The sequence below is a fragment of the Streptomyces camelliae genome (genome assembly GCF_027625935.1).
Classification (GTDB): Bacteria; Actinomycetota; Actinomycetes; order Streptomycetales; family Streptomycetaceae; genus Streptomyces; species Streptomyces camelliae.
The window spans coordinates 389,430-410,141 of sequence record NZ_CP115300.1 but is presented as its reverse complement, the minus strand read 5'-3'; the positions used below and the strand labels follow the sequence as shown (position 1 = coordinate 410,141).

General features: G+C 68.1%; 16 protein-coding genes and 2 pseudogenes. 5 read left to right on the top strand and 13 right to left on the bottom strand.

The features are described 5' to 3' along the window. The first annotated feature begins 580 nt into the window (after positions 1-580). From O1G22_RS01965 to O1G22_RS01955, 3 genes are all read left to right on the top strand, one after another. On the top strand, positions 581-1,072 hold the full coding sequence (locus O1G22_RS01965) for a beta-class carbonic anhydrase (protein ID WP_270079663.1): 492 nt from the start codon (positions 581-583) through the stop codon (positions 1,070-1,072). A 945-nt stretch (positions 1,073-2,017) separates the two neighbouring features. After that, positions 2,018-2,536 (top strand): transglycosylase SLT domain-containing protein, encoded by a 519-nt coding sequence (locus tag O1G22_RS01960; RefSeq protein WP_270079662.1) that lies wholly within the window; start codon positions 2,018-2,020, stop codon positions 2,534-2,536. A gap of 639 nt (positions 2,537-3,175) precedes the next feature. Continuing rightward, positions 3,176-4,045: a helix-turn-helix transcriptional regulator gene (locus tag O1G22_RS01955; RefSeq protein ID WP_270079661.1), complete on the top strand. Its 870-nt coding sequence runs from the start codon at positions 3,176-3,178 to the stop codon at positions 4,043-4,045. A gap of 189 nt (positions 4,046-4,234) precedes the next feature. Here O1G22_RS01955 and O1G22_RS44470 read toward each other — a convergent pair. From O1G22_RS44470 to O1G22_RS01920, 7 genes and pseudogenes are all read right to left on the bottom strand, one after another. After that, positions 4,235-4,447 (bottom strand): annotated as a pseudogene (locus O1G22_RS44470) (IS630 family transposase); the annotation flags it as partial. 164 nt (positions 4,448-4,611) lie between these two features. After that, positions 4,612-4,965 (bottom strand): antibiotic biosynthesis monooxygenase family protein, encoded by a 354-nt coding sequence (locus tag O1G22_RS01945; RefSeq protein WP_270079659.1) that lies wholly within the window; start codon positions 4,963-4,965, stop codon positions 4,612-4,614. Positions 4,966-5,700: 735 nt separating this feature from the next. Next, on the bottom strand, positions 5,701-6,741 hold the full coding sequence (locus O1G22_RS01940) for a vWA domain-containing protein (protein WP_270079658.1): 1,041 nt from the start codon (positions 6,739-6,741) through the stop codon (positions 5,701-5,703). Positions 6,742-7,154: 413 nt separating this feature from the next. Continuing rightward, the gene (locus O1G22_RS01935; protein WP_270079657.1) at positions 7,155-7,550 is read right to left on the bottom strand and encodes a hypothetical protein; all 396 of its coding nucleotides are present in this window, start codon (positions 7,548-7,550) and stop codon (positions 7,155-7,157) included. A 617-nt stretch (positions 7,551-8,167) separates the two neighbouring features. Beyond that, a complete protein-coding gene (locus O1G22_RS01930) occupies positions 8,168-9,082 on the bottom strand; it encodes an RNA repair domain-containing protein (RefSeq protein WP_270079656.1) in 915 nt (304 codons plus the stop codon). A gap of 1,140 nt (positions 9,083-10,222) precedes the next feature. After that, positions 10,223-11,017 (bottom strand): DUF1259 domain-containing protein, encoded by a 795-nt coding sequence (locus O1G22_RS01925; RefSeq protein ID WP_270079655.1) that lies wholly within the window; start codon positions 11,015-11,017, stop codon positions 10,223-10,225. A 1,210-nt stretch (positions 11,018-12,227) separates the two neighbouring features. After that, positions 12,228-12,890 (bottom strand): alpha/beta fold hydrolase, encoded by a 663-nt coding sequence (locus O1G22_RS01920; RefSeq protein ID WP_270079654.1) that lies wholly within the window; start codon positions 12,888-12,890, stop codon positions 12,228-12,230. 388 nt (positions 12,891-13,278) lie between these two features. Between O1G22_RS01920 and O1G22_RS01915 the strand changes: the two genes are divergently transcribed. Both O1G22_RS01915 and O1G22_RS01910 read left to right on the top strand, forming a co-directional pair. Next, a complete protein-coding gene (locus O1G22_RS01915) occupies positions 13,279-13,434 on the top strand; it encodes a DUF6131 family protein (RefSeq protein ID WP_225102647.1) in 156 nt (51 codons plus the stop codon). 733 nt (positions 13,435-14,167) lie between these two features. Further along, positions 14,168-14,324, top strand: a pseudogene (locus tag O1G22_RS01910) (IS5/IS1182 family transposase); the annotation flags it as partial. Positions 14,325-14,361: 37 nt separating this feature from the next. Here the strand turns inward: O1G22_RS01910 and O1G22_RS01905 are convergent. The 6 genes from O1G22_RS01905 to O1G22_RS01880 all read right to left on the bottom strand — a co-directional run bounded on the left by O1G22_RS01905 (position 14,362) and on the right by O1G22_RS01880 (position 20,630). Continuing rightward, positions 14,362-16,080: a DEAD/DEAH box helicase gene (locus O1G22_RS01905; RefSeq protein WP_270079653.1), complete on the bottom strand. Its 1,719-nt coding sequence runs from the start codon at positions 16,078-16,080 to the stop codon at positions 14,362-14,364. 86 nt (positions 16,081-16,166) lie between these two features. After that, complete coding sequence (locus O1G22_RS01900; RefSeq protein WP_069778038.1) at positions 16,167-16,370, bottom strand: cold-shock protein; 204 nt, start codon at positions 16,368-16,370, stop codon at positions 16,167-16,169. 333 nt (positions 16,371-16,703) lie between these two features. Next, on the bottom strand, positions 16,704-17,828 hold the full coding sequence (locus O1G22_RS01895; RefSeq protein WP_270079652.1) for a PP2C family protein-serine/threonine phosphatase: 1,125 nt from the start codon (positions 17,826-17,828) through the stop codon (positions 16,704-16,706). Positions 17,829-18,211: 383 nt separating this feature from the next. Continuing rightward, positions 18,212-18,709, bottom strand: a complete 498-nt coding sequence (locus tag O1G22_RS01890) for a hypothetical protein (RefSeq protein WP_270079651.1) — start codon at positions 18,707-18,709, stop codon at positions 18,212-18,214. A gap of 479 nt (positions 18,710-19,188) precedes the next feature. Then, complete coding sequence (locus tag O1G22_RS01885; RefSeq protein ID WP_270079650.1) at positions 19,189-19,707, bottom strand: histidine phosphatase family protein; 519 nt, start codon at positions 19,705-19,707, stop codon at positions 19,189-19,191. Between the two features lie 344 nt (positions 19,708-20,051). Beyond that, complete coding sequence (locus O1G22_RS01880) at positions 20,052-20,630, bottom strand: hypothetical protein (protein ID WP_270079649.1); 579 nt, start codon at positions 20,628-20,630, stop codon at positions 20,052-20,054. Positions 20,631-20,712 lie beyond the last annotated feature (82 nt).

Here is a 20,712-nt window from a genome sequence, read left to right as displayed (position 1 = left end):
TCGCTGACCCAGACTCACACTCACCTGCGGACGTACGCCGGGCACAGGCGGAGCTCCGGCGGGCCCCACGCGTGTACGACTGCGTTCGTCACCATTTCGGACACCACCAGTACCGCAGCCTCGACCCCGTCCTGACCAGGCCCCGGTCAGCCAGGTGCGGCTCGGACCAGTCGGCGCGCCTGGCCGAGTGTCTCTGGGCTGTGGCCAAGGTGCCACACGCCGCCGATTGGAGGAACGGAGCTGCCATGTGCCTCTCCGTCACCCGCAGGGAAGTCACTGAACCGGAACAGGCGACGGGACCACACGCCGTCGTTGGTGCCTGGTGGTCGGCATGGTCGAGCAGCGCCGAGTGGGCGAAGAGCCTCGGGTGATGGCATGTGACCTGGATACCGGCCGAAAGCGTCGCTCCGTTTGCAGGCCCCGTCATCAGAGGGACGCTGAAAGAGCGAGATCCGCAGTGCAGGTGCACGGCACCCGATGGAGGTGTCAGTACGTGCAAGGCCATCCGGCCCTCGGACAACGGCTCCGCCTCCAGCGGCCCACCCACCGCCTCCGCCACCACGACCTTCGGGAAGCCCAGATGTCGGTCACCGACGAGTACCTGAAGAACAACGAGAGCTACGCCGCCGAGCGCTTCCCCGGCCCCCTTTCGGGCCCGCCCTCCAGCCATGTCGCCGTCGTCGCCTGCATGGACTCCCGCATGGACATCTACGCCATACTCGGCCTGCGACCGGGAGAGGCCAACGTCATCCGCAATGCCGGCGGAGTCGTCACCGACCAGGAGATCCGCTCGCTCGCCATCAGCCAGCGTCTCCTGGGAACCCGGGAGATCATCCTCATCCACCACACCGACTGCCCCCTCCTCAACATCACCGACGACACGTTCAAGGAGCAGATCCAGTCCGAGGCGGGAACGAGGCCGAGCTGGCCGGTCGAGACCTTCCCCGACCTGGCCGGAGACCTCCGGTGCTCCATGGCGCGGGTCAGGTTCAGCGCCTTCCTTCCCCACCGGGACGCCGTGCGAGGCTTCATCTACGACGTCACCACCGGCCGCCTCCAAGAAGTCACGTAGCGGCCCCGGACCAGGCGCTGCGCGGAAGGCAGTGCGGGCCTGGTCGGCGTCAACGCGCCCGTCCGCCCCGGCTTTCATTGTGTGGTGATCCGGAAGGACGAGCCCGAGGGCTATGCCGAGAACGCATGAGTGGACCGAGAGCTGTTGATCGGCCCGGAGCTGTGGCTACGGTCACCTCGTCGATCCCGCGCCGTGTCGTCCTGACTCTGGCGTACGACGAACTGCCACCGGATCCCGAGCGTCGCCTGTTATTGCCCGGGAGCTTCGGGCCGGGCCACTGCCGGGGTCGGCCGCCCTGCCGTGTGCCGGGGCGTATGCGCAGGTGTGCGGCCGGGCCGGATCGCGTTGAGAGATGCGGTCAGTTTTGGACGATCGACCTGGAATGGCGGCTCCACCTGCTCCACCTGCCGTAGCCGGAAGATATCGAAGCCACCCGCACGTCGGCCGGAGACGCGATCAGCCCGCCGTCCGGGGGCTCCTTCGACCACCGCCAGAGGTCCGGAAGGGCGGGCTGAGTGCACGCCGACCCACCCGCTCGGCATGGTCACGACACCGCCTCCTGGACCGGACGCAGGCCCCGAGAGTGCCCTCAGTCGGGCCGCCGCGCCTGCCTCCGGAGGGCCTGGAGGCGTGACGCCCCCCATAGGGCCCAGATCACATCCTATCCGGCATCGTAGATGAGGAACGCTCTGAGCTGGTCATAAACCTGCTATAAGTGCATATTTCCGACATTCCTCCGAAGTTGGATAGTACGTCACATCATTGCGCCCCAACCTGTCCGCCGCTAACTATGTCTGTCGTTGCCGGGAAGCCAGGCGACGGACCGAGCGGATCCCCGCCAGGTCCGCCCGCCCTCACCCGCAGCGCGGGGTTCCACCCCAGGCCGCCGCGAGCAGCGGTAGGCGTCGATGTTGTCCCCCACCGAAGGGTTCCTTTCGTATGACCATGACCACCCGCACCCGCATCGCTCGTCTGCGCAACCTGGGCCTCACCGCGATCGCCACCACCGGCGCCGCGGCCGCCGCCCTCACTCTGATGTCGACGAACGCGCAGGCCGCCGAAGCGACGCAGTCGCACGCCCCCACCGCGGTCACGGTCGCCGGGAACAACAGCCGCGCCACCTCCCAGCAGAAGACCGGCACCGCCGACAACCTCGACGGCTGGATCAAGCAGTCTCTGCAGATCATGAAGGCCAAGGGCATTCCCGGCAGCTACGAGGGCCTCAAGCGCAACATCATGCGCGAGTCCGGCGGCAACCCCACCGCTCAGAACAACTGGGACGTCAACGCTCAGAAGGGCACCCCCTCCAAGGGCCTGCTCCAGGTCATCGACCCCACCTTCAACGCCTACCACGTCTCCGGCACCGCTCACAGCGTCACCGACCCGGTGGCCAACATCACCGCGGCCGCCAACTACGCTGCCCACCGCTACGGTTCCATCGACAACGTCAACTCCGCCTACTGACCGTGGCCCACACGACCGTCGACACACTGCCGCTCCACGGGGCCGACGAGGTGCTCGGTGGATCACAGACGCAGCAGGGACAGGGCCGGCGCGAGCAAGAACACTTCAGCACCCGAAGGTTCGAACGCTCTGCTGCCGGGCCCCTGAAGGCAGTGCACGCACCGGCCTGAAAATGCAGATTCACGGTCGTCCGCGTCGTCGGGTGCCTGCCCAGCCGAGAGCAGCCGCCGACGGAGCTCGTCGTGAGGTGATGGCCAGGGCCGCAGAGACAGCGGCTGTCTGGCCCCGACAGCGGGCGAGGGGACGGGTGCCGATGCGGCAGACTTCAGAGGTGCCGTTCGCCGGGGGACAGGGGCCGACCGGCCACAGGGGCCGTCCAAGGCGGAGCGGCGAGGAGCGTGCTGTGCCCGATACGGACCACCGGACTGGCCGGGACGACGCCCAGGGACATATCCGGAGCGGCTTCTGGCCATCGGAGAGTGCGCTTGGCGCACCAGCTGACAGGCCGAGTCACGGACTGGAGCGCTGTATGCACCATGGTGACCCGCGGGCCCGCGTGGAAGTCGCGCCACTCGTGAACGCCATACGGCTGTCGGACCTGCTGTGCGCACGATCGCGGCCACGTGCCAAGCTGTGGGTGTGCACCGCGACCCGAGCCTGGACGCACTGGGGGCCTTCCTCAAGGCGCGCCGTGCCCAGCTGAGCCCCGGCGCGGCGGGCCTGCCCGACAACGGCGAGTCACGGCGTGTTCCCGGTCTGCGCCGTGAGGAAGTCGCCCGGCTGGCCTCGATCAGCACCGACTACTACACACGGCTGGAGCAGGGCCGCATCCCCGCTTCCGTAGCCGTCCTCGACGCTCTCGTCCAGGTGCTCCGCCTCGACGATGATCAGCGTGACTATCTGCTGACCCTCGCCGGAAAGACCGCTGTGCCCACGGTCGGCCGGAGCGACCGGCAGGTGGTACAGCCGAGACTGCAGCACCTGCTGGACGACCTCACCCTGACAGCGGGGTTCGTCATCGGGCGCAACACCGATCTTCTGGCATGGAACGCCATGGCCGCCGCCCTGGTGATGGACTTCGGGCGCATCCCTGAGCAGGAGCGCAACTATGTACGCCTGGTGTTCACCGACCCCGCTATCCGCGTGCTCTACAGGGACTGGGAGGACATGGCCCGAATGGCCCTGTCGCACCTGCGCATGGACAGCAGGCGCAACCCTCACGACCCCCTCCTGACGGCGCTCGTCGAAGAACTCTCCGCGCTGGATCCACAGTTCCGGCTGTGGTGGACCTCGCACGATGTCGCCGCGCGAGCCGGCGGTACCAGGCTGCTCCGTCACCCCGTGGTAGGCGACCTGACTCTGGAGCGGTCCACCTTCACCTGCGCCGAGGATCCCGAACAACAGCTCGTCGTGTGGACCGCGGAGCCCGGCAGCCGCACCTACGAGGCGCTGCGCGTCCTCACCTCGAAGACGGGCACGGCGACGGAAGGTCTCCACGGCGTCGCCTGACGCGAGCCCGTTCACGGCCCTGTCTCCGGGAACAGGCGCCGGGCGTTGGCCGTGGTCAGGGAACGCCACATGATTCCTGGCACCGGGGACCCGTCCGCGTCGATCGCCGCGATGCGGACGTCGGCCAGTGGGGGAGGGGCCAGCATTAGGCGCTGCCGAACAGCACGCGACCGGATCGACGAGCTCCCTGTCGGTGGTGAAGTTGTGGATCACGGCCCGGACCCGGTCCGCGCTGGTGAACGTCACTTCGTCGATCTTCGCCACCGTCATGCCCTGGGCGTACAGCAGCACTATCTGGGCCTGCCGCCAGGTCACCACCCAGCCGGTGCCCCTGCGGACGATCCGCAGCAGGCGTTTGCCCTCGTCGTCATCGATCTCGCGGACGCGTACTCGTTCTGCCACCCGGACAGCCTCGCGGGACGGCGCTTGCCGGACCAGGATCCGAACGGTGCGTCATGTCATGGCAGAACGAAGGTTCTCTGACGCGGCGCCAGCCAGATCGGGCTCGCGAGGGGCAGGCTGACCCGTTCGATGCGAGCTTTGTGGCGGAACGGTCGCTGAGGGACCTACGCTCGCCTGAACCCGTGGCTCCGTTCCACCTTCGCCACATGCAGTGTGTAGCTCTGGTACCACTCGGCTTGCCCGCGCTTTTGCGCTGCGCGGTGCTCGGCGTTGCTCCGCCATTCCGTGAGGGCGTCGGCGTCGCGGAAGTACCCGACGGTGATGCCCAGCCCGCCAGGAGTCTGCGCGTGGTCCATCCCCAGGAATCCGGGGACGTCCTTCACCAGGTCTTCCATGCGTGCATTGGTCTCGCTGTAGCCGCTCTGGTCCTGGGTTCGCACCGTAGTGAAGACAGCCACGTAGTAGGGGGGTTCGTAGGCTTCGACGGGCGCGACAGGCGCTTCCGAGTGATCGCTCATGGCGCCACCGTAAGGCGGGATGCGTCCTACGATCCAGCGTCTTTCCTGAACGGGATACATAAGGGATCCGGCTCTTGGCCAAAGCTGTCTGAGCTCTCCTCCAGCTCACTGAAACGGCCGCACGTCCACCGGCTCACAAAATGGCGCGAGGGACGAGGAACACCGGGGCGAACGCTGGCTGATGCGGCACCAGTCGTCGCTGACAAGCCAGCGGATGATGGTTGCGACCAGGCGATTGCATTTCTTCCTCCGTCCGTACGTAGCCGAAGGGCCGCGCCATGTGCACCAATACCCGGCGCAGAACGGCCTGGCACTCCGCGGGCGATCTGGTGATGTGATGGCCATCTCGGGCCGGACGCCGTCCTCCACGGGCCCAGAGCCACTAGCGCCGCATCAGGCAACGTTGGCCCAGTACCCACGTAGGGTGCTCGGGTGTCCCATCGGCTTGAGGTCAGTGCGTTGCCACGGGGCTCTCGATGGGCTGCGCAGTTGCAGTTTTGGGCTGGCGGCGCCCGCAGCTGTCAGGTAGCGGCTTTACGGGGCTGGGGCACGGCCGGTCAGGGGGTGGCGGTGTGGGTTTGGTCGGAGATGCGGGCAGCGCTGGGGCGATCGGTGTGGAGGCGGCGGCCTCAGTAACACGTACGCTTGTGCCGCACGCGCGCCCACAGCCGCCGACTCTTTCGCCGACGGAGCGCCGGACCGACGAGGCTTCGTGAACAGAGAGTTGACAAGGCGTCAGAGCATAAGAAGTATCCGCGTGTTCGGCACGAGCTTCCGGTTCACGCTGGTGCTCTGCACGAAGATCGTGAAGTCGTCGTTGTGGTCCGGCTTGACGCGAACTTCCACGTCCGGCAGGCCGAGCAGGGCTCGGGCCTCGGGCCCGGTGTACACCCGGTCCGTCTTCTTCTCCAGCACCGCTATCTGTTTCCGCGACTGGATCTTCTCGGACTTGCTCAGCTGATAGAAAGCACCGCCAGTACGGTAGGTGTGTCCGCATTCGGTGACCCAGTCCCGGATCGCCGCGTCACGAGTCACCGGGATCAGCTCGTACCGTGACGGATTCACCGGGGTGAGGCCGGCCGCCTTGATGGTGTCCTTGTTGACCGCCTCGGCACCCGTGGAGAACACCGCCCGCGATCCCCGGATGCCCCGGGTGCGACCCACCATGAATTTCTCGGTGGCCTGCTGGATAACCTGCCCGGCCTCCTCCAGACCCTGGGTACTCGTGGCGTCCCAGATGGCGATGTTGTCCTTCGGGAAGCCGCACTGCATGGCTTCGCGCTTGCCCATCTGGTCCGGCACAAGGACGGCCAGCGTCCAGTTGTCTTCCTGTGCCTCGATCATCCCGGCGACGGCCTCGACCAGTTCACGCGGATCCCCGGAAGGGGCATCCGGGCAGCGATGGCTTGCGTTCTCCTGCCCGTCGGTGAGTACGAACGTCAGGAAGCTGTGGTCGCCGTACAGTTGAGCCGTCTGCGCCAGCTCCCGCTGCGACTTCAGCGCGGCTGCCAGCAGAGCCGTCATTCCACCGACCCGATACAGCTGCTTCAGCGACGGCATGCGCAGCACGTCCTTGTCGTAAATGACGCACTCCACCCTGTCGGAGAAGACGTACACCGTGACGCGGGTTTCCTGGTCCAGTTCCCTGGATCGGCGGGCAAGATATGCGATCTGCTGGTCGGCGACCTCGACGACCTTACGGCTCAGATGCGACATGGACGAACTGGCATCCAGCACAAGGGCAACGTGATTGATGTAGTTCTGGCTTCCGGACATGACGAGCTCCCCCCCCAAGTTCGGGTCGATCGATGCTCCTACCGTCTCACGCACCACTGACAATCACTCTTGGTCATCGTGCCGCCGGAGGGTTGCCCAGGAGCAGCGCGGTCGGCGGCTTCGGCGGGCGGCTCGCTGACCATCACCATGTCCCGGATGCTGCGAGGCCGGCGGTCCCGGACACGGGGCAGGCGACCTCATCATCGCAAAGGCTGGCGAGTCGGCGTTTGGCACCCTGAAGGGCGCGTGCGGGGACGTCTCATGCGGCCGGCGACCGGTGGGATGCCGTCCATCAGCACAAGGTTCTGGGTCACGTCGTTGACGTTGGACGCGGTAGTGATCACCTGGAGCCGGATGCCTGCTGCCGACGCCGGCGTAATTCCCCAGCCTCTGGCCTGCTGCCCTGCGTCTGTTCATGACCTGATCCTGCTGACTGGCTTCTCCGGTGCAGAGCCCCTGGACTCAACACCGGAGGAAGACCAGATGCGAGTGGGTGAGGTCTGTCGGATGTCGGCACTCAGCAAGTCGCCGGGTGCGAAGAGGGCGGCGGCAACACGGAGTTGAGGTGGCAATGCCGACCACAGCGCGTTGAGGAGGTCGCCGCGGGGCTGAGCGGTGGTGCGGATCTCCGTGAAGGGGGCGCTGGTGGCGATCTCCTGTCCGTCGGAGCAGTAGGTCGGCATCAGCACTCCCTCGCCGGGCGTCAGATCGCTGACGTGCAGGGTGAGCCGTTCGCGGTGCGGTTCGCGGTGCTGCGTCGCGCGGCACCGAACCAAGCCTGGCCCGCCCTTGTGGTTGTCCGCGATCACGTGAGGCGGGGAGTGAAGATCGGCGGGTCCGGTTCGTAGTCCAGCCCGTCGAGGGCCTGGAGCGGAGCCAGTCCGCAGGCCAGTCGGTCGGCCACTGTGGAGACCAGCTCCCCGTTGCCGAAGACCAGCCGAGCATCGCTTTGACGGCGGCGACGTAGTGCCGGAGGTGGTCGTGTGCACGCGCGTCGGAGGGAGCAACGATCAGCTCGCCCGCGGGCGTGAGGTGCAGAGTGCGGGCCTGGGAGGCGGGGCTGCGTCCGGTGAGGAAGTAGGTACGAGTGTGGCGCCATCGTCGGCTGTTGATCTCGGCAAGGAAAGACACCAGGCCAGTGACCTGGGGTTTTGTGCGGCGCCAGGCACCTCCGGTGCGGTTTCGTGATCTGCCGGCGAGTTCGTCGGGGAACCGTCGTCGATTCCCCCGCCTTCGCGAGCGAGATGACCGGCCAGGAGGCCGTTGGCAACCCCACGCCGACGACGGTCGGGGCACCTTCGGCGGCAAGGCGACGGCCAACCACGGGGTGAATGCGTGACGCAGGTCAGCCGTCCATCACCAAGCCGGTGCCGACGAGGCATTCGTCGGCACGGCCGGCGGCGCTCTGGCTCACCTGGCTGTGGCCTCACCTGTCGGTGATCTCGGAGAGCCATGCCGTGTCCTCCGGGCCCGGCGCTTCTGGGCCGGGTTCGGGCAGCCAGCGGACCTCGCCCGTGCGCAGGGCGACGGTGGCACGTGGGCGCATCGGACCCTGGCCCCTGCGTGAGAGCAGGACGAGCTCCCAGACTGTCGCCGTCATGGTGTCGAGCCGGGCGGCGCAGTCGGCGCTGACCCGCTGCGGATCCCGGGTCCGGCCCAGGGAGAGATGTGGGGTGAAGTTCTTGGCGGGCCCACGACAACGCGGGAACCGCTGCTGCAGTAGGCGGTGCAGGTCCACCCACGGCGCCTCACCGGCTGCCGCCGGGTCGAGCCACACGGTGGAGTACGCCCTGTGCCGGAAGGTGCGCACCCCGTCCAGCCGGGCGGTGAATACCGGCGTCTCGGTCGTCGCCGCGGTGAGCAGCAGGGCGGCCCGCTCGAAGTCGGACTCCGGCACGAATCCGAAGAGCACATTGACGTGCGGTGGCCAGCGGTGGATCTGTGGATCGTAATCCCAGCGGATGTCCTGGACGGGCGGCCACAGCTCCGCGGGCGGGATCCAGGCCACCGCCGTGCGGGCCGTCGGGGACACGTTGAGGTCGCCGACGGGTTTGCCCCTGCCGGAGTCAGTGTCGAAGCTCAGGTCGGCTTGCGGGTCCCGTACCCGGCCGGCTTTCGATGCGTCGATGCGGTCCACACCCGTGGCCCGGTCCCAGACCACCTCGCCGTCCGCCTCGATGAACACGACCCTGTGCCACGGGATGTCGCCTCCGGGCACGAAGGAAGGCAGTGAGACGCGTTTGACGGCATCCCCGCGCTGGCTGATCCCCAGCACGAACCGGGCCGGGTCGAACCGCGGATCCCAGCGGACCCGGTGATAGATCTCGTCGCTGGTTCGCATCACGCCTCCTCTCCCGCCGTCATACCTCCTCCTCCAGGGTGCCTCCCACCTTGTCCTCGACGGTTGTTCATCGCGCACCGTGATCTATCGGGTTCGATACGTGATGGAGCTGGCGTACGCCGAAGGGAGTCGTCTCGTCAGAGTCGGCGATCGATGTGGGCGATGGGTGCAACGGGCGACCGTTCGCGGTGCCCTGATGAGGCCGACGGGAATCGTGGAACAGTTCGTTACTTTCCCAGGACGTGGTCTGGACGGAAACAGGCGCCGCGTTCATCACACGACTGTCGTCGTGCCGGGGCCGGATCAGTGCCGAGTGCTGCGTCAAGTCAGCTCTGTGTTTGCCTGACGAGTGATCCCACAGTTGGCGGTCGGCAGGGCCACAGGGCGAGCACTTCGATCCACGTATGATCACGCCGAGGTCGGTGAGGTAGATGACGGCTTTCGTGCCCGAGCGCTGCCGTAACCGCTCCAGCTGAGGGCTGCGCCGTGCTCCGTGCCGGGCTCGGGTGGCGTCGAGGCCGCAGGTGGTGTGGATGTGCGGGCGGAAGAAAGCGGGTACGGCCAGGGCTGCGGCGAGTCCGGTTCTCGGCAAAGCTGTCTTCTAGGACCTCACCACCTTCGCCATCATCCTGGTCATCTTCATGTGCCGTGTTGCGTCGGCCATTTCGGCCCGGGCGTAGTGGCTGTGCGGGTCCGTTGGGTCCTGCCCGGTCAGAGACCCAGTAGGAGATCCTGAATGCGGCGGCTGATTTGCTGCGCACGAGCGACGCCGATTGTTCGGTGTGCGCAAGCTCGCCGCAGCCTCGGGACTGATTCATCAAGCTCCTACCGCACTTCCGCAACGAAACCGAACTGCTGCGGGCGTCCGGCCTGACCGACGAGGAGATCCCGGCGCGCTACTGGGCGCCGACTCGAACGTTTCCCAGCCCTGGCCCACTTCGCCCGCGACGTCCGCCCCCTCGGCGCAGACCGCCGCGCCGCGTTCGAAAAGAGCCTCGCCTCCCAACTCGCCCAGATCGAGGCCGGAGCTCGTGGGAGATGGCGGTCGGCCTGGCTGAAGTGCGGAGATGGATCGGCATGCCGGTCCCGGCTGTGATGGCCTCGTGCTCGGCCCGTGCCGCCTCGGCGCCACGATGCCTGTCAGGCATTGGCGGCGAGATTGGTGGCCGCGGCGGCTGTCCGAAGGGTTCGCGCCAGGGATACGGCATCGTCGACGGCCCAGAGGTGGAGGTAAAAGAGCCGGGGGTTGTCGCTCAGAGAGTGATTGTGCAGCTCGACGACGCTGATGCCGCCGTGCCGCAGAGCCTTGATGACCCCCTGGACCTCGCCTGCGATCATGACGAAGTCCCCGCTCACCGCGGCATGGCCGTTCCCCAGGGAGCGGAAGGTGAAGGAGGTCGTCACCCCCATGGCAGGCGGCACCACGCAGTTGTCGTCGCTGATGGTCTCCTTGCGGGCGAAGGAGAAGCGGTAGCCGTCCTCGCTCACGCCCTTCGCATTGAGCGCGGCGTCGATCGCCGCGGTGTCGAGGCCGGCCGGAGGGGTCCTGTCGGGGGCCTGGGGTGCGGGCGTGGCGGTGGCGTCCAGGCAGGCTCGCATGGCGGAGGCCAGGGCCGCCGGATCGGTGGAGACTCCCCGGACATGCGTCCACCACAGGGTGGGACGGTGGGTGAGCAGATGTTTGTGGATCGCGCACTGTTCCAGGCCGTGCGCCTGGACGGCGTCGGTGACTCGCTGCAGCTCGGCCTCGGTTGCGACTACGTCGCCCATGAGCATCGTGCGGCCGTCGGGGTAGCGGGCGAACGCCGCGTACGACGCCTGCATCAGACCGCTGACGCCGTACGAGGACAGGTTCAGGTCGGAGCGGGGAAACGTGGCGCGGTAGACGATACCGTCCGCGCCCAACTGCCCGGCTCCGTCCAGTTCCCTGGCCACGGGGTGCCAGTCTGCCGGGCTCGTCACGAGGGGGTAATGCGGCTCCTCGGGGACTGCACCGCGGGTGTCCCGCGCGCGGGTCAGGGCCTGTGCCGCGGGAGCCTCGGTCAGAGTGGAGGCCAGTGCGCTGCCCGTGAGGAGCAAACCGCGCCGCGATGTCTGAAGAGTGCTGCAGTCTGGGTTCACGCGCCGTCCCCTTGGTCTCCGGTTGGATTGTTCGGGTCAGACCGGCATAGCGGTTTTCGTCGCCCGAGTGTGGGCGGCACGACCGAGTTTCGCCTGGTCGTGGGAGATCGGGGTACGGCGTTCTCCGCCCTCGTCGGGGGCGTCGGTGCACAGCACTGTGGTCCGTGTCCCGGAGCGCCCGGCCCGTATGCTGCCTGCCCCCGAGGCAGCTCTTCACCAGCGAGAAACGCCGACACCACGGCCTCTGACTCATAGCGGCACTGTCTCGGATCAGGTGTGTCTCCCAGCTCCTTTCCCACACGCTCAAGCGGCTCGGGGAAGGCCTGCTCACCCGGGGGATGCCGACTGCCGGCCTCGACGTCCGCGTACGGCACGGCCCCTCGGCGGGCGACGCGGTGCTCGCGGGCACAACCGATGCGGACGGTTGGCTGACCGACCGTGCGGTCGGCTCACTGCCCCGAGTCGCTGGAGGCGCTCGTGGCACACGGCTGCGGATCCGGCCACGACGGCACCACCGATCACAACACTGCGCTGGCCTCCGGCAGCCATCGACAGGCGCGCCCGTTGGCCGACGCGGGCCCGCAACATAGGTAGGGCGGAGCTGGGGGACGAGGGAGCGCGCGTGCGTCCGGCTTCGCGCCCGCCTCGCGCCACACCCCGTTCCCGGTTCGCGTGCCATGACGGTGATGCCGCCGCCGTCGAACTCACCACACGCGCGGAGCGCCGCACCAAGTGTGGCCTCATCGGGTACGGCGGCCTGGGGAAGCCCCGGCCAACCTGGCTCAGCCGCACCGGGCGCGAGCTGCGGCTCCACGGCTGCCTCAAGACGTGCTCCCGCGACAGTGGCCAGGTCGCGGAGGCGAACACGACGGTGACGACGCCCGACCTGTCACCGGACACCGTGGTCTCCCGCCGCGCCGGGCGACGCTGGGTCACCACGCCGTGCGAGGCTGCGCCGCGGATCCGTCCCCGACGGCGTACAGCGGGTTCCGAACACCGGGCTCGACAACCCGAGCACCGCCGGTCAGAGCAGTGGGAAGGGCTCTGTCCCGTAGCACTCAGCGGGCAAGGGGTCCGGGCGGCCGTCGGGATCGAGGAGATGAGCGACGATGCCCGCGGCAGTGTGATGCCAGAACCGGTGGCGCCGGAGCATCGCGTGGTCACCGTGGCGCACCACGGCCATTGCCGTCCGGGCCGCCGTGCCCCGCGCCCGGCGCACGTAGTCGGCCGAGTCGTCGGGAGAGGTTGTCCGGTCCCGTTCGCCGTGCAGGACCACGATATGACGGCCCGCCATGTGGTGCACCGGCTCGCCCGGCGGCCACCAGGGCGCGAGCCCGAGCACCGCGTACACGTGAGGGTGGTCCGCGGCACGCAAGGCGGCCCTCGCCCCCATGGAGTGTCCGACGAGGACCGTGGGCACAGGACCGGCCAGCGCGGCGAGTTGGTGCAGCGCCTCGTGGGTGTCCGTCACCGGGTCGGCCCGGGTGCCGTTCCAGCCGCGCACGCGGTAGCGCACCTGGGCGAGCAGGACGTCGTTGTGCGGCCGCGCGGTCGTGATCGCCCGCTGGAAGGGCACCATGCGCAGTGGCGCGAGATGCCAGGGGCGCGAGGGGCTGACGCTGGTCTCGGAGCCACCGTGCAACAGCACCACGGCGGCCCGTGGGCGTGCCGGGAGCAACCGTGGCACGAGAGCATCCCCGGGTGCGGGGAGGGCCGGGCTGACGTCATGGTGCACGCTCGGCACTCCCTCTCGCTCCGCGGACCCCGGATGCGTCCTGGCACCAGTGCGCCCGCCGGAGTCCTCCCGCAAAGACCGGGGCGTTGCGCACATCGTTGGCGACAATCTATCCCGGCCAGGTGCCTGCCATAGTGGCCGTTCGACAGATCACCACGTCCCACGAAACGTGATCACCAATGAACAAGATCCACTTTCGCAACAGACCCTAGAGGGTGCGGCAGCCCTGCCCACATGTCGATGGCTCGGTCGAGCACGCTCCCGAGTTTCCTCACCGCTGACGGGTGAGGCCGTTGGTTCGGGGAACCCGCACAGCGACTGAGAACGCAGGAGGCACATCATGATCGCCCTTGGCATCATTCTGCTGATCGTCGGTTTCCTCACCGGTATATCGATCCTGTGGACGATCGGGATCATCTTGACCGTGCTCGGCGTCGTGCTGTGGCTCCTCGGAACCATGGGTCACGCTGTGGCCGGCCGACGTCACTATTGGTGATATGGCGGTGTCCAGTGCCGGTACACCGGCACCGCCGAGGGTGTGAGAATTCCCAGCCAATTGACCGGGAGTTGTACATCGCCATGCCGCGTGGATCGCCGGGGACCGAACTCTACGGCGGCAGCCCGAGGCTGCGGACAGCGCTGGCAGGTGGCGGGTGGAGGAGATCTTCCAGAGCGGGGAGGGGCCGGCTGTGCTCGATGAGCACCGAGTCCGCTGCTATGCCTCTCGGGCCCGCCCCGGACGCGCTGCTGCCACTGTCCTGCAACCAGACAGCGCCTGTTCACCGCACGGATCGTCCGACCCATTCACGACGTGGCCCACCGGCTCGGCCGGTCCGACTGGCGGCGCCACCGTCAAGCCCGAGCCCATGACGGAAGCGAAGAAGCGCGCTGCCACCTCCTTGCAGACAGCCGGAACGATGGTGTGGTTCAGCGTGATGGACATGCTCCACCTCTCAGATCTCGACCGGCTGCGACAGAACGCCATGCAGGCATACGTCGACAAGGTGGCGCACTCCCAGGTGGATTCGCGGACTCGCATTCCGCCAGCGGGCTGCCGGCCCCGACGAACAACAGACCCAGGAAGATCAATGCTGCCTGCTCCGCAGACACCCGCAGTGACTCCCGCTCAGGTTCGAAGAGTTCGGCCAGTGCTTCTCGCACAGGCAGGGAACCGGGCCCCTCGCGATGCGGTTCTCCGCCGGAGCAGCTGGACTGGTGCCGGGCAGGACGTCCCGCTCGCGGTGTCGCGGACCGGCGGCAACCGCAACGGCGCAACCCAGCTGCTGCCGCCTGCTGCGGGACAAGGTCCCGGCCGTGGCCGGCGTCGTCGGCCGGCCCGGACGCCGGCCCGACATGCTGTTCGCGGACCGTGGCCATGACCACGATCACACGCCGACACATCCAACGCCTTTGTCAGGGCCTCTCAGGTGGCAGACGTTCGGCGGCCGGAGCTGCGACCGCCGGTCGCTGTAGCCCCGCCCGAGGCCGGGCCGGCCGCCGTCCGTCGGCCGGATCCGCGGACAGCCTTGCCGAGGCCGGTGCCGGTCGCCGTACCGGCTGCGGACTCGCGGCCGGAGCTGCGGCCGCCGACGTTGACGGTACTGCCGGTGGCCCCGGAGGATCCCGCCCGGCGGGCAGAACCGCGCCTGCTGGTTGGGGAGGCGCCGTCAGACGCCGTCGTCCCGGCCGCGGCCCGGCGGCCCGAGCCCTGACTTCCTGTCCTGGTGGCAGCACCTGTCGGCGCTTTGCCCTCACCGCCGTTTCGGCGGCGGCGGCTTGATCGCCTGTCGGGCTTGGTGCCGGTCTTCCGGCCAGGGGCAGGCGCCTTCGGTGTCGCCGGCTGGGGGAGCTCGATGGTGACGGCCACGCCAGAGGGCTCGCGGGCGCCGGTGATGGTGGCCAGATGCGCATCGCTCGACGTGACGCGGGCCGTCCGGGGGCGGATGCCCGCGTCAGACATGAGCCGGGTGACGTCGTGCTTCTGGGCGGGCAGGACCAGCGTCACCACGCTGCCGGAGCCGCCGGCGCGGGCTGTGCGGCCGCCCCGGTGGAGGTAGTCCTTGTGGTCGGTGGGGGGATCGACGTTCACGACGAGGTCGAGGTCGTCGATGTGTATGCCCCGGGCCGCGACGTTCGTCGCCACCAGCGCGGTCACCTGGCCGTTCCTGAACTGTTCCAGGGTGCGATTGCGCTGCGGCTGGGAGCGGCCTCCGTGCAGTGCCGCCGCGCGGACACCGACGGCCAGGAGCCGCTTGGCGAGCCGGTCGGCGGATCTCTTGGTGTCCAGGAAGAGGATGACCCGTCCGTCACGGGCCGCGATGCGCGTGGTGACGGCCTTCTTGTCGGTCTCGTCCTGGACGTGGAGCACGTGGTGCTCCATGGTGGCCACCGCTCCCGCCGTGGGGTCCACGGAGTGGACCACGGGGTCGGTCAGGAACCGCTGCACCAGGCGATCGATGTTGCGATCGAGGGTGGCCGAGAAGAGCATGCGCTGTCCGTCGGGCCGTACATGCTGGATCAGCCTGGTGATCTGCGGCAGGAAGCCCATGTCCGTCATCTGGTCGGCTTCGTCCAGCACCGTGATGCGTACCTGGCCGAGTATGCAGTCGCCGCGTTCCACGAGGTCGTTGAGCCTGCCCGGTGTCGCCACGACCACGTCGGCGCCGCGCCGTAGCGCGCCGGCCTGCTTGGTGATGGACAGCCCGCCGACCACGGTCGCCAGCCGGAGGTTCACCGCGGTCGCGTAGGGGGTCAGAGCATCTGTCACCTGCTGGGCGAGTTCACGAGTGGGCACCAGCACGAGGGCGAGGGGTGCCTTGGGCTCCGCGCGGAGTCCGGCCGTGCGGGCCAGGAGCGCCAGCCCGAACGCGAGGGTCTTGCCGGAGCCGGTGCGTCCCCGTCCCAGCAGGTCACGGCCGGCGAGAGAGTTGGGCAGCGTGGCGGCCTGGATGGGGAACGGGGTGGTCACGCCGTGCGCGGTGAGAGTCTTCAGCAGCGCCGCGGGCATGTCCAGAGCGGCGAAGTCCTCAACGGCGGGAAGTGCGGGTGTCGTGATTACCGGCATCCGGAAATCACGCGGTGACGACGCGGACGATGGATGTGACGAGGCGCGCCGGTTCGGCTTCTGGGGCCTGCGGGACATGCAGTTGTCTGCCTTCCTGGAAACAGCACAAACCGGGGTCCGCACCATCACGGTGCGGACCCCGGTGAGCGGATACGCGCCCGGGATCAGGCGGGGATGATGTTCTCCGCCTGCGGACCCTTCTGGCCCTGCGTGACGTCGAAGGAGACCCGCTGGCCCTCCTGGAGCTCACGGAAGCCCTGGGTCGCGATGTTCGAGTAGTGGGCGAAGACGTCGGGACCGCCGCCGTCCTGCGCGATGAAGCCGAAACCCTTTTCGGCGTTGAACCACTTCACGGTTCCCTGTGCCATGACCTTCTCCTTCTGTAGGCAGAGGCCCCATCCGGAGACGCCGGAAAAACGAATAATGCGCCTGAAGGAGAAACATTCCCGTCAGGCGCACATAGGTTCATGGGTACCACAACTGCAACCCCGGAACCGTAGCACAGCTTGGTGACCCGTGGTGGATCACCGAGGCGTTTTCCGGGGTGCCTCATCAGAGTCTCCCGATGATCGTTGCGTTCACCGGGTCGTACGCCGCGAGGAGGCGGCCGACCCCCAGGATGCCCTGGAGGTCGACGTCGGGATGGGCCGGCTCGATCTGCTTGCGGGCGTCTGGCGAACCTGCGCAGGCCAGAGCCTGCCTCAGGCTCGGTGGCTCGGGCGCCGCTGGGCGACGAGGACAGCGATGTCGTCGTCGAGCTCCCCGCTGCTGTAGACGATCAGGTCGCGGTGAAGATGGTCGAGGAGCTGGTGAGGCGCCTCGCCGTTCCATGAGCGCATGCGTTCGGCGAGGGGGTAGAAGGCGCCGGAGCGGTCGCGGGTCTCAGTGACTCCGTCGGTGTAGAGCAGGAGCTGGTCTCCGGCCTGGAAGGGGGTGAGGTCGACGTGGTAGCCGTCGCTCGCCAGCATGCCCAGGTTGAGCGGCGGCGAGGGAGCAGTGGGCTGCAGCTCCCGGACTTCGCCGCGGTGCAGCAGCAACGGGGGAGGGTGGCCGCAGGTGACGGTGCGGACGACCGGTTCATCGTCCGGGATCTCGGCGAGGAGAGCGGTGATGAAGCGTTCAGCGATCTCCGAGCCCGGCACCCCCGGATACTGGGAAGCGTGGCGGCGCATGCTCGTCTCCAGGCGGCACGCGAGGTGAGGCAGATCAGGCGCGTCGTGGGCGGCCTCGCGAAAGGCACTGAGCAGCAGCGCGGCCGTCTGGATCGCGAGCAGGCCCTTACCGCGTACATCGCCGATGAGCAGCCGTACGCCGTGCGGGGTGTGTATCGCTTCGTACAGGTCGCCGCCGATCCGGGCTTCCGCCGCGGCAGCCAGGTACAGGCTCTCCAGCGTGACGTGCCCAAGGTGTCGCGGTACTGGATGCAGCACCGCCAGCTGGGCGGTTTCGGCTACGGAGCGGACCTGAACCAGCTGATGGGCGCGTCGGCCGAGCAGGCGGTTGAAGAAGACGGCGAATACCGCGATCGCCACGAGGCTGGCCAGCTCGGAGTAGGCGGTCGGGTCGCGCAGTCCATGGAAGTCCACCATCAGGCCGACGAAGATGGCGCACCCGCCCACTCCGATGAGCACGGTCCCCCACAGGGGCAGTAGCGCGGCGGCAGAAACCATGGCCGTGGCGAGAAAAGCGTCCGGCCTGACAGCGCTGGGTGTGAAAAGGCCGACGAACAGGCCGATGAGCAGCAGCAGAGCGGGCAGCACGGTCAGCAGCCTGCCCCGCGCACCAGCGCCGCGCGTGACTCCGCATTCCTCAAGAGAGCTCGCCACCGTGCCGCTCCCCAAGGTCGCACAGGTCGAGCGGCAGCCCAGGTCGGACGGCCAGGCCACCGATTTGGGTAATTTTATCGCCATTGCGGCAGCTCGCCTCATGTGCAGCTGACCGACGGCAAGCAGGATCGCTACTATGCGTGACGCTCCGGCGACCTGTGGAAGAAGGGTGCGACACAGCTGATGCTGTCCGGCCGGAAGTCACTGGCACCAGGCTGAACGCAGGCGCCGACACTCCGCTGCCGAAGGATGTGTCTGGGCGTGCGCCTTGTGCCTAGTCCGGCGGTCGGTACTCGTGCGCGGATGGTCCGACAACGCTCGCAGACGGATCCCCGGCCCGATTCCGGCGGGCCGGGGAGCCGTGTCATGCATCCGATTTCGGATCAGTCCTCGTGGTACTGGACGGCGCGGAAGCTGGCGATGACGCCGTCTTCGATGTCGATGTCGTCGGCGTGGCCGGGGTGGACACCGAAGCTGGAGCTGTGGGGGCCGACGGTGGCGATGGGAGCGCCGTTGTCGCAGACCGCTCCGCGGAAGATCTCGATGCTCTTGTGGCTCTCGTTGCGGATGTTGAGGGTCTTGGCGCCGAGACCGCTGACGACGGTGATGCAGTCACCGGGGTGGGGGGAGTACGACCGCTCGTTGATCTCGATCCGGCCTTCCTCCTCGTGATGCTCCCTGCCTTCGTTGCCTCTGCCTTCGTTGCCCTTGCCCTGTCCGGAGTCGCCGCCCTGGGGAGCTGCGGCGGCAGCGGGCGGGGCCGTCTGCGGCACCGAGGCGGGGGCGGAGGCGGCGGCCGAGGCGTACGTGATGCCGGTGGCGGCAAGCGCTGCGGCGGCCGAAACGGCCGCGGTCACCATGGTGGAACGGGCGACGTTCATGTCGCTTTCTCCTGTCTTGTGTCTCGCCAGATGCCGACTCGTCAGCCGACTCGCGATCAAACGTACTCATTAGCCGTCATATCAGTCATATCGAAAGACTGTTGTAGGGCGCCGATCGGGGTATATGTGGCGCTTCTTGCCGCTTGAGCGGAACGTCAAATCGCCACGAATAAAGGAATATTGAAAGGCGATTAGTCCTACCGGTTGATCTACTGACGCCCCATCACCCCGTGCCGGAGCGTGTCGCTGTGAAGGCCACGAGATGACTCGTGTTACGAGGCCGGCTGTTTGCAAGCCCACTTGCCACATGGCCGGCACGAGATCGCGCATTGGCCGCCGCGCACGCTCGGCAGTCGAATGCCCCAGGTTCCGTCGGCGGCCACCCGCTCGCCGCACCTGATCGTGACAAGTACCGCTCCGGCTCTCGCCGCCCCGGCCGGTGTTCCAGATCGTTGCTGTAGGTGATCCCTGAGGGTGCGTCAGAACGCTTCTGTCCATGAGGGGCAGTGCCAGGTGCAGGTGCAGCCGCCCCCTTCGATGAGGAATGGATGCACGTGGGGCAGGGCTGTGCCCCAGAGCGCGGCTGCGAGGGTGCAGAGCCGGCCGCGTGCGACGGACAGGCCGGCGTCATGGCCGATCACAGCGGCGGTCTCGCTCCCGTGTTCCTCGGCGATGGATTGGAAGACCCTGGCCGTGCGGGCCGTGGACTCGTATCCGGTCTCACAGTCTGCGAACTGTCGCGCCAGGTCGTTGTCGATGATCCAGGAGCGGAGCGCGTCGGCGGTCTGTCGTCGGACGGCCGGACGGTTGCTTCCCCTGTGCCGTGCGCGCAGGGCATTGCCGGAGCGGACGGCGTCGATCGACTTGTCGGCCAGAGCCCGGGCCGCGAGGGCGGCTTGCTCGTGGCCTCGCTCGGCCAGCGGAGCGTTCGGCCGGCCCGGCGACCTTGCCCGTGACGTTCCCCGACTCGCCGCGCCGCAGGCACCCCACCCGGACATGCCCGCTCATGATTCCACCAGCGTGAACGCCATCGCCAAGGCGGCAGCCGGGCTGCCCACCCCCCCGGGCGACCTTGGTTCGTTGCTTGACCGTGGACGACGTCGCGGTCGGAGAGGCCCCGGTCGACAAGCCATGCAAGGAGAGCGGCGGCGGCACTTCACAGATCTTCGGCGACCTGCGGCACCAGGCGGCCGGATCTTCGATGAGAATCGCTGCTGCTCGCCGGTCGCCTCGACGACGCGGCGGCGGAGCGCCAGGGTCGTTGCCCCTGGCCGCGAATGGACAGGGCTCGGCGTGCCGGAAGCGCTTGTGCGTTCTCTTGAGGGGCGGGTCCGTGAGGTGTCTAACCGGGGTCCTCCGTCATGAACTCGGTGACCAACTCCGCCGGGTTGGCTGCTGAGGTCAGCCGGAACATCGCGTCCGGGTCGAACATGTCGTACAGAATCACGGGGACCGGTCGTCCCAGTACCTCCACGATCCGGCCACTGTCGTGGAGGCGCCGAGCCGCCGCGACGCACACGTCGTAGAACTCGTCGGCCAGCCGCTCGTAGCGATCGCCAGGCTCATCATCGTCCTCGTACCAGAGCCCCCGAGACTCCGCCTCCCGCCGGTGCGAGTGCGCACTCTCCGGATCGCGCCCCACGATCCTCACTCCTTCAAGCCCCGTCTGCGGGAAGAACGCATAGCTCCAGCGCGCCTCCCAGGCATCCGACGCCTTCTCCGCCGACACCGCGGCGTCAGCCTCGGTCGTGTAGCCGATCGCCACATACGGAAACCGCGGGTCCTGATCGACGCTGTCGATACGGAACGTCACCGCGTAGATCCCGCAGTCCGCTGGAAACTCCCCGACGGCCTCATCGGCGGCCCGTTCCACATGTTCCCGAAACGACATATGACCTCCCTCAACCGGGTCGGTGATCATAATTTGCCGTCCGATTCGCCCTCATGCCGCGCCCGGCACCACCGACGGCGCCCCTCTGCTTCGGGGACCTGGCACTGGTGAG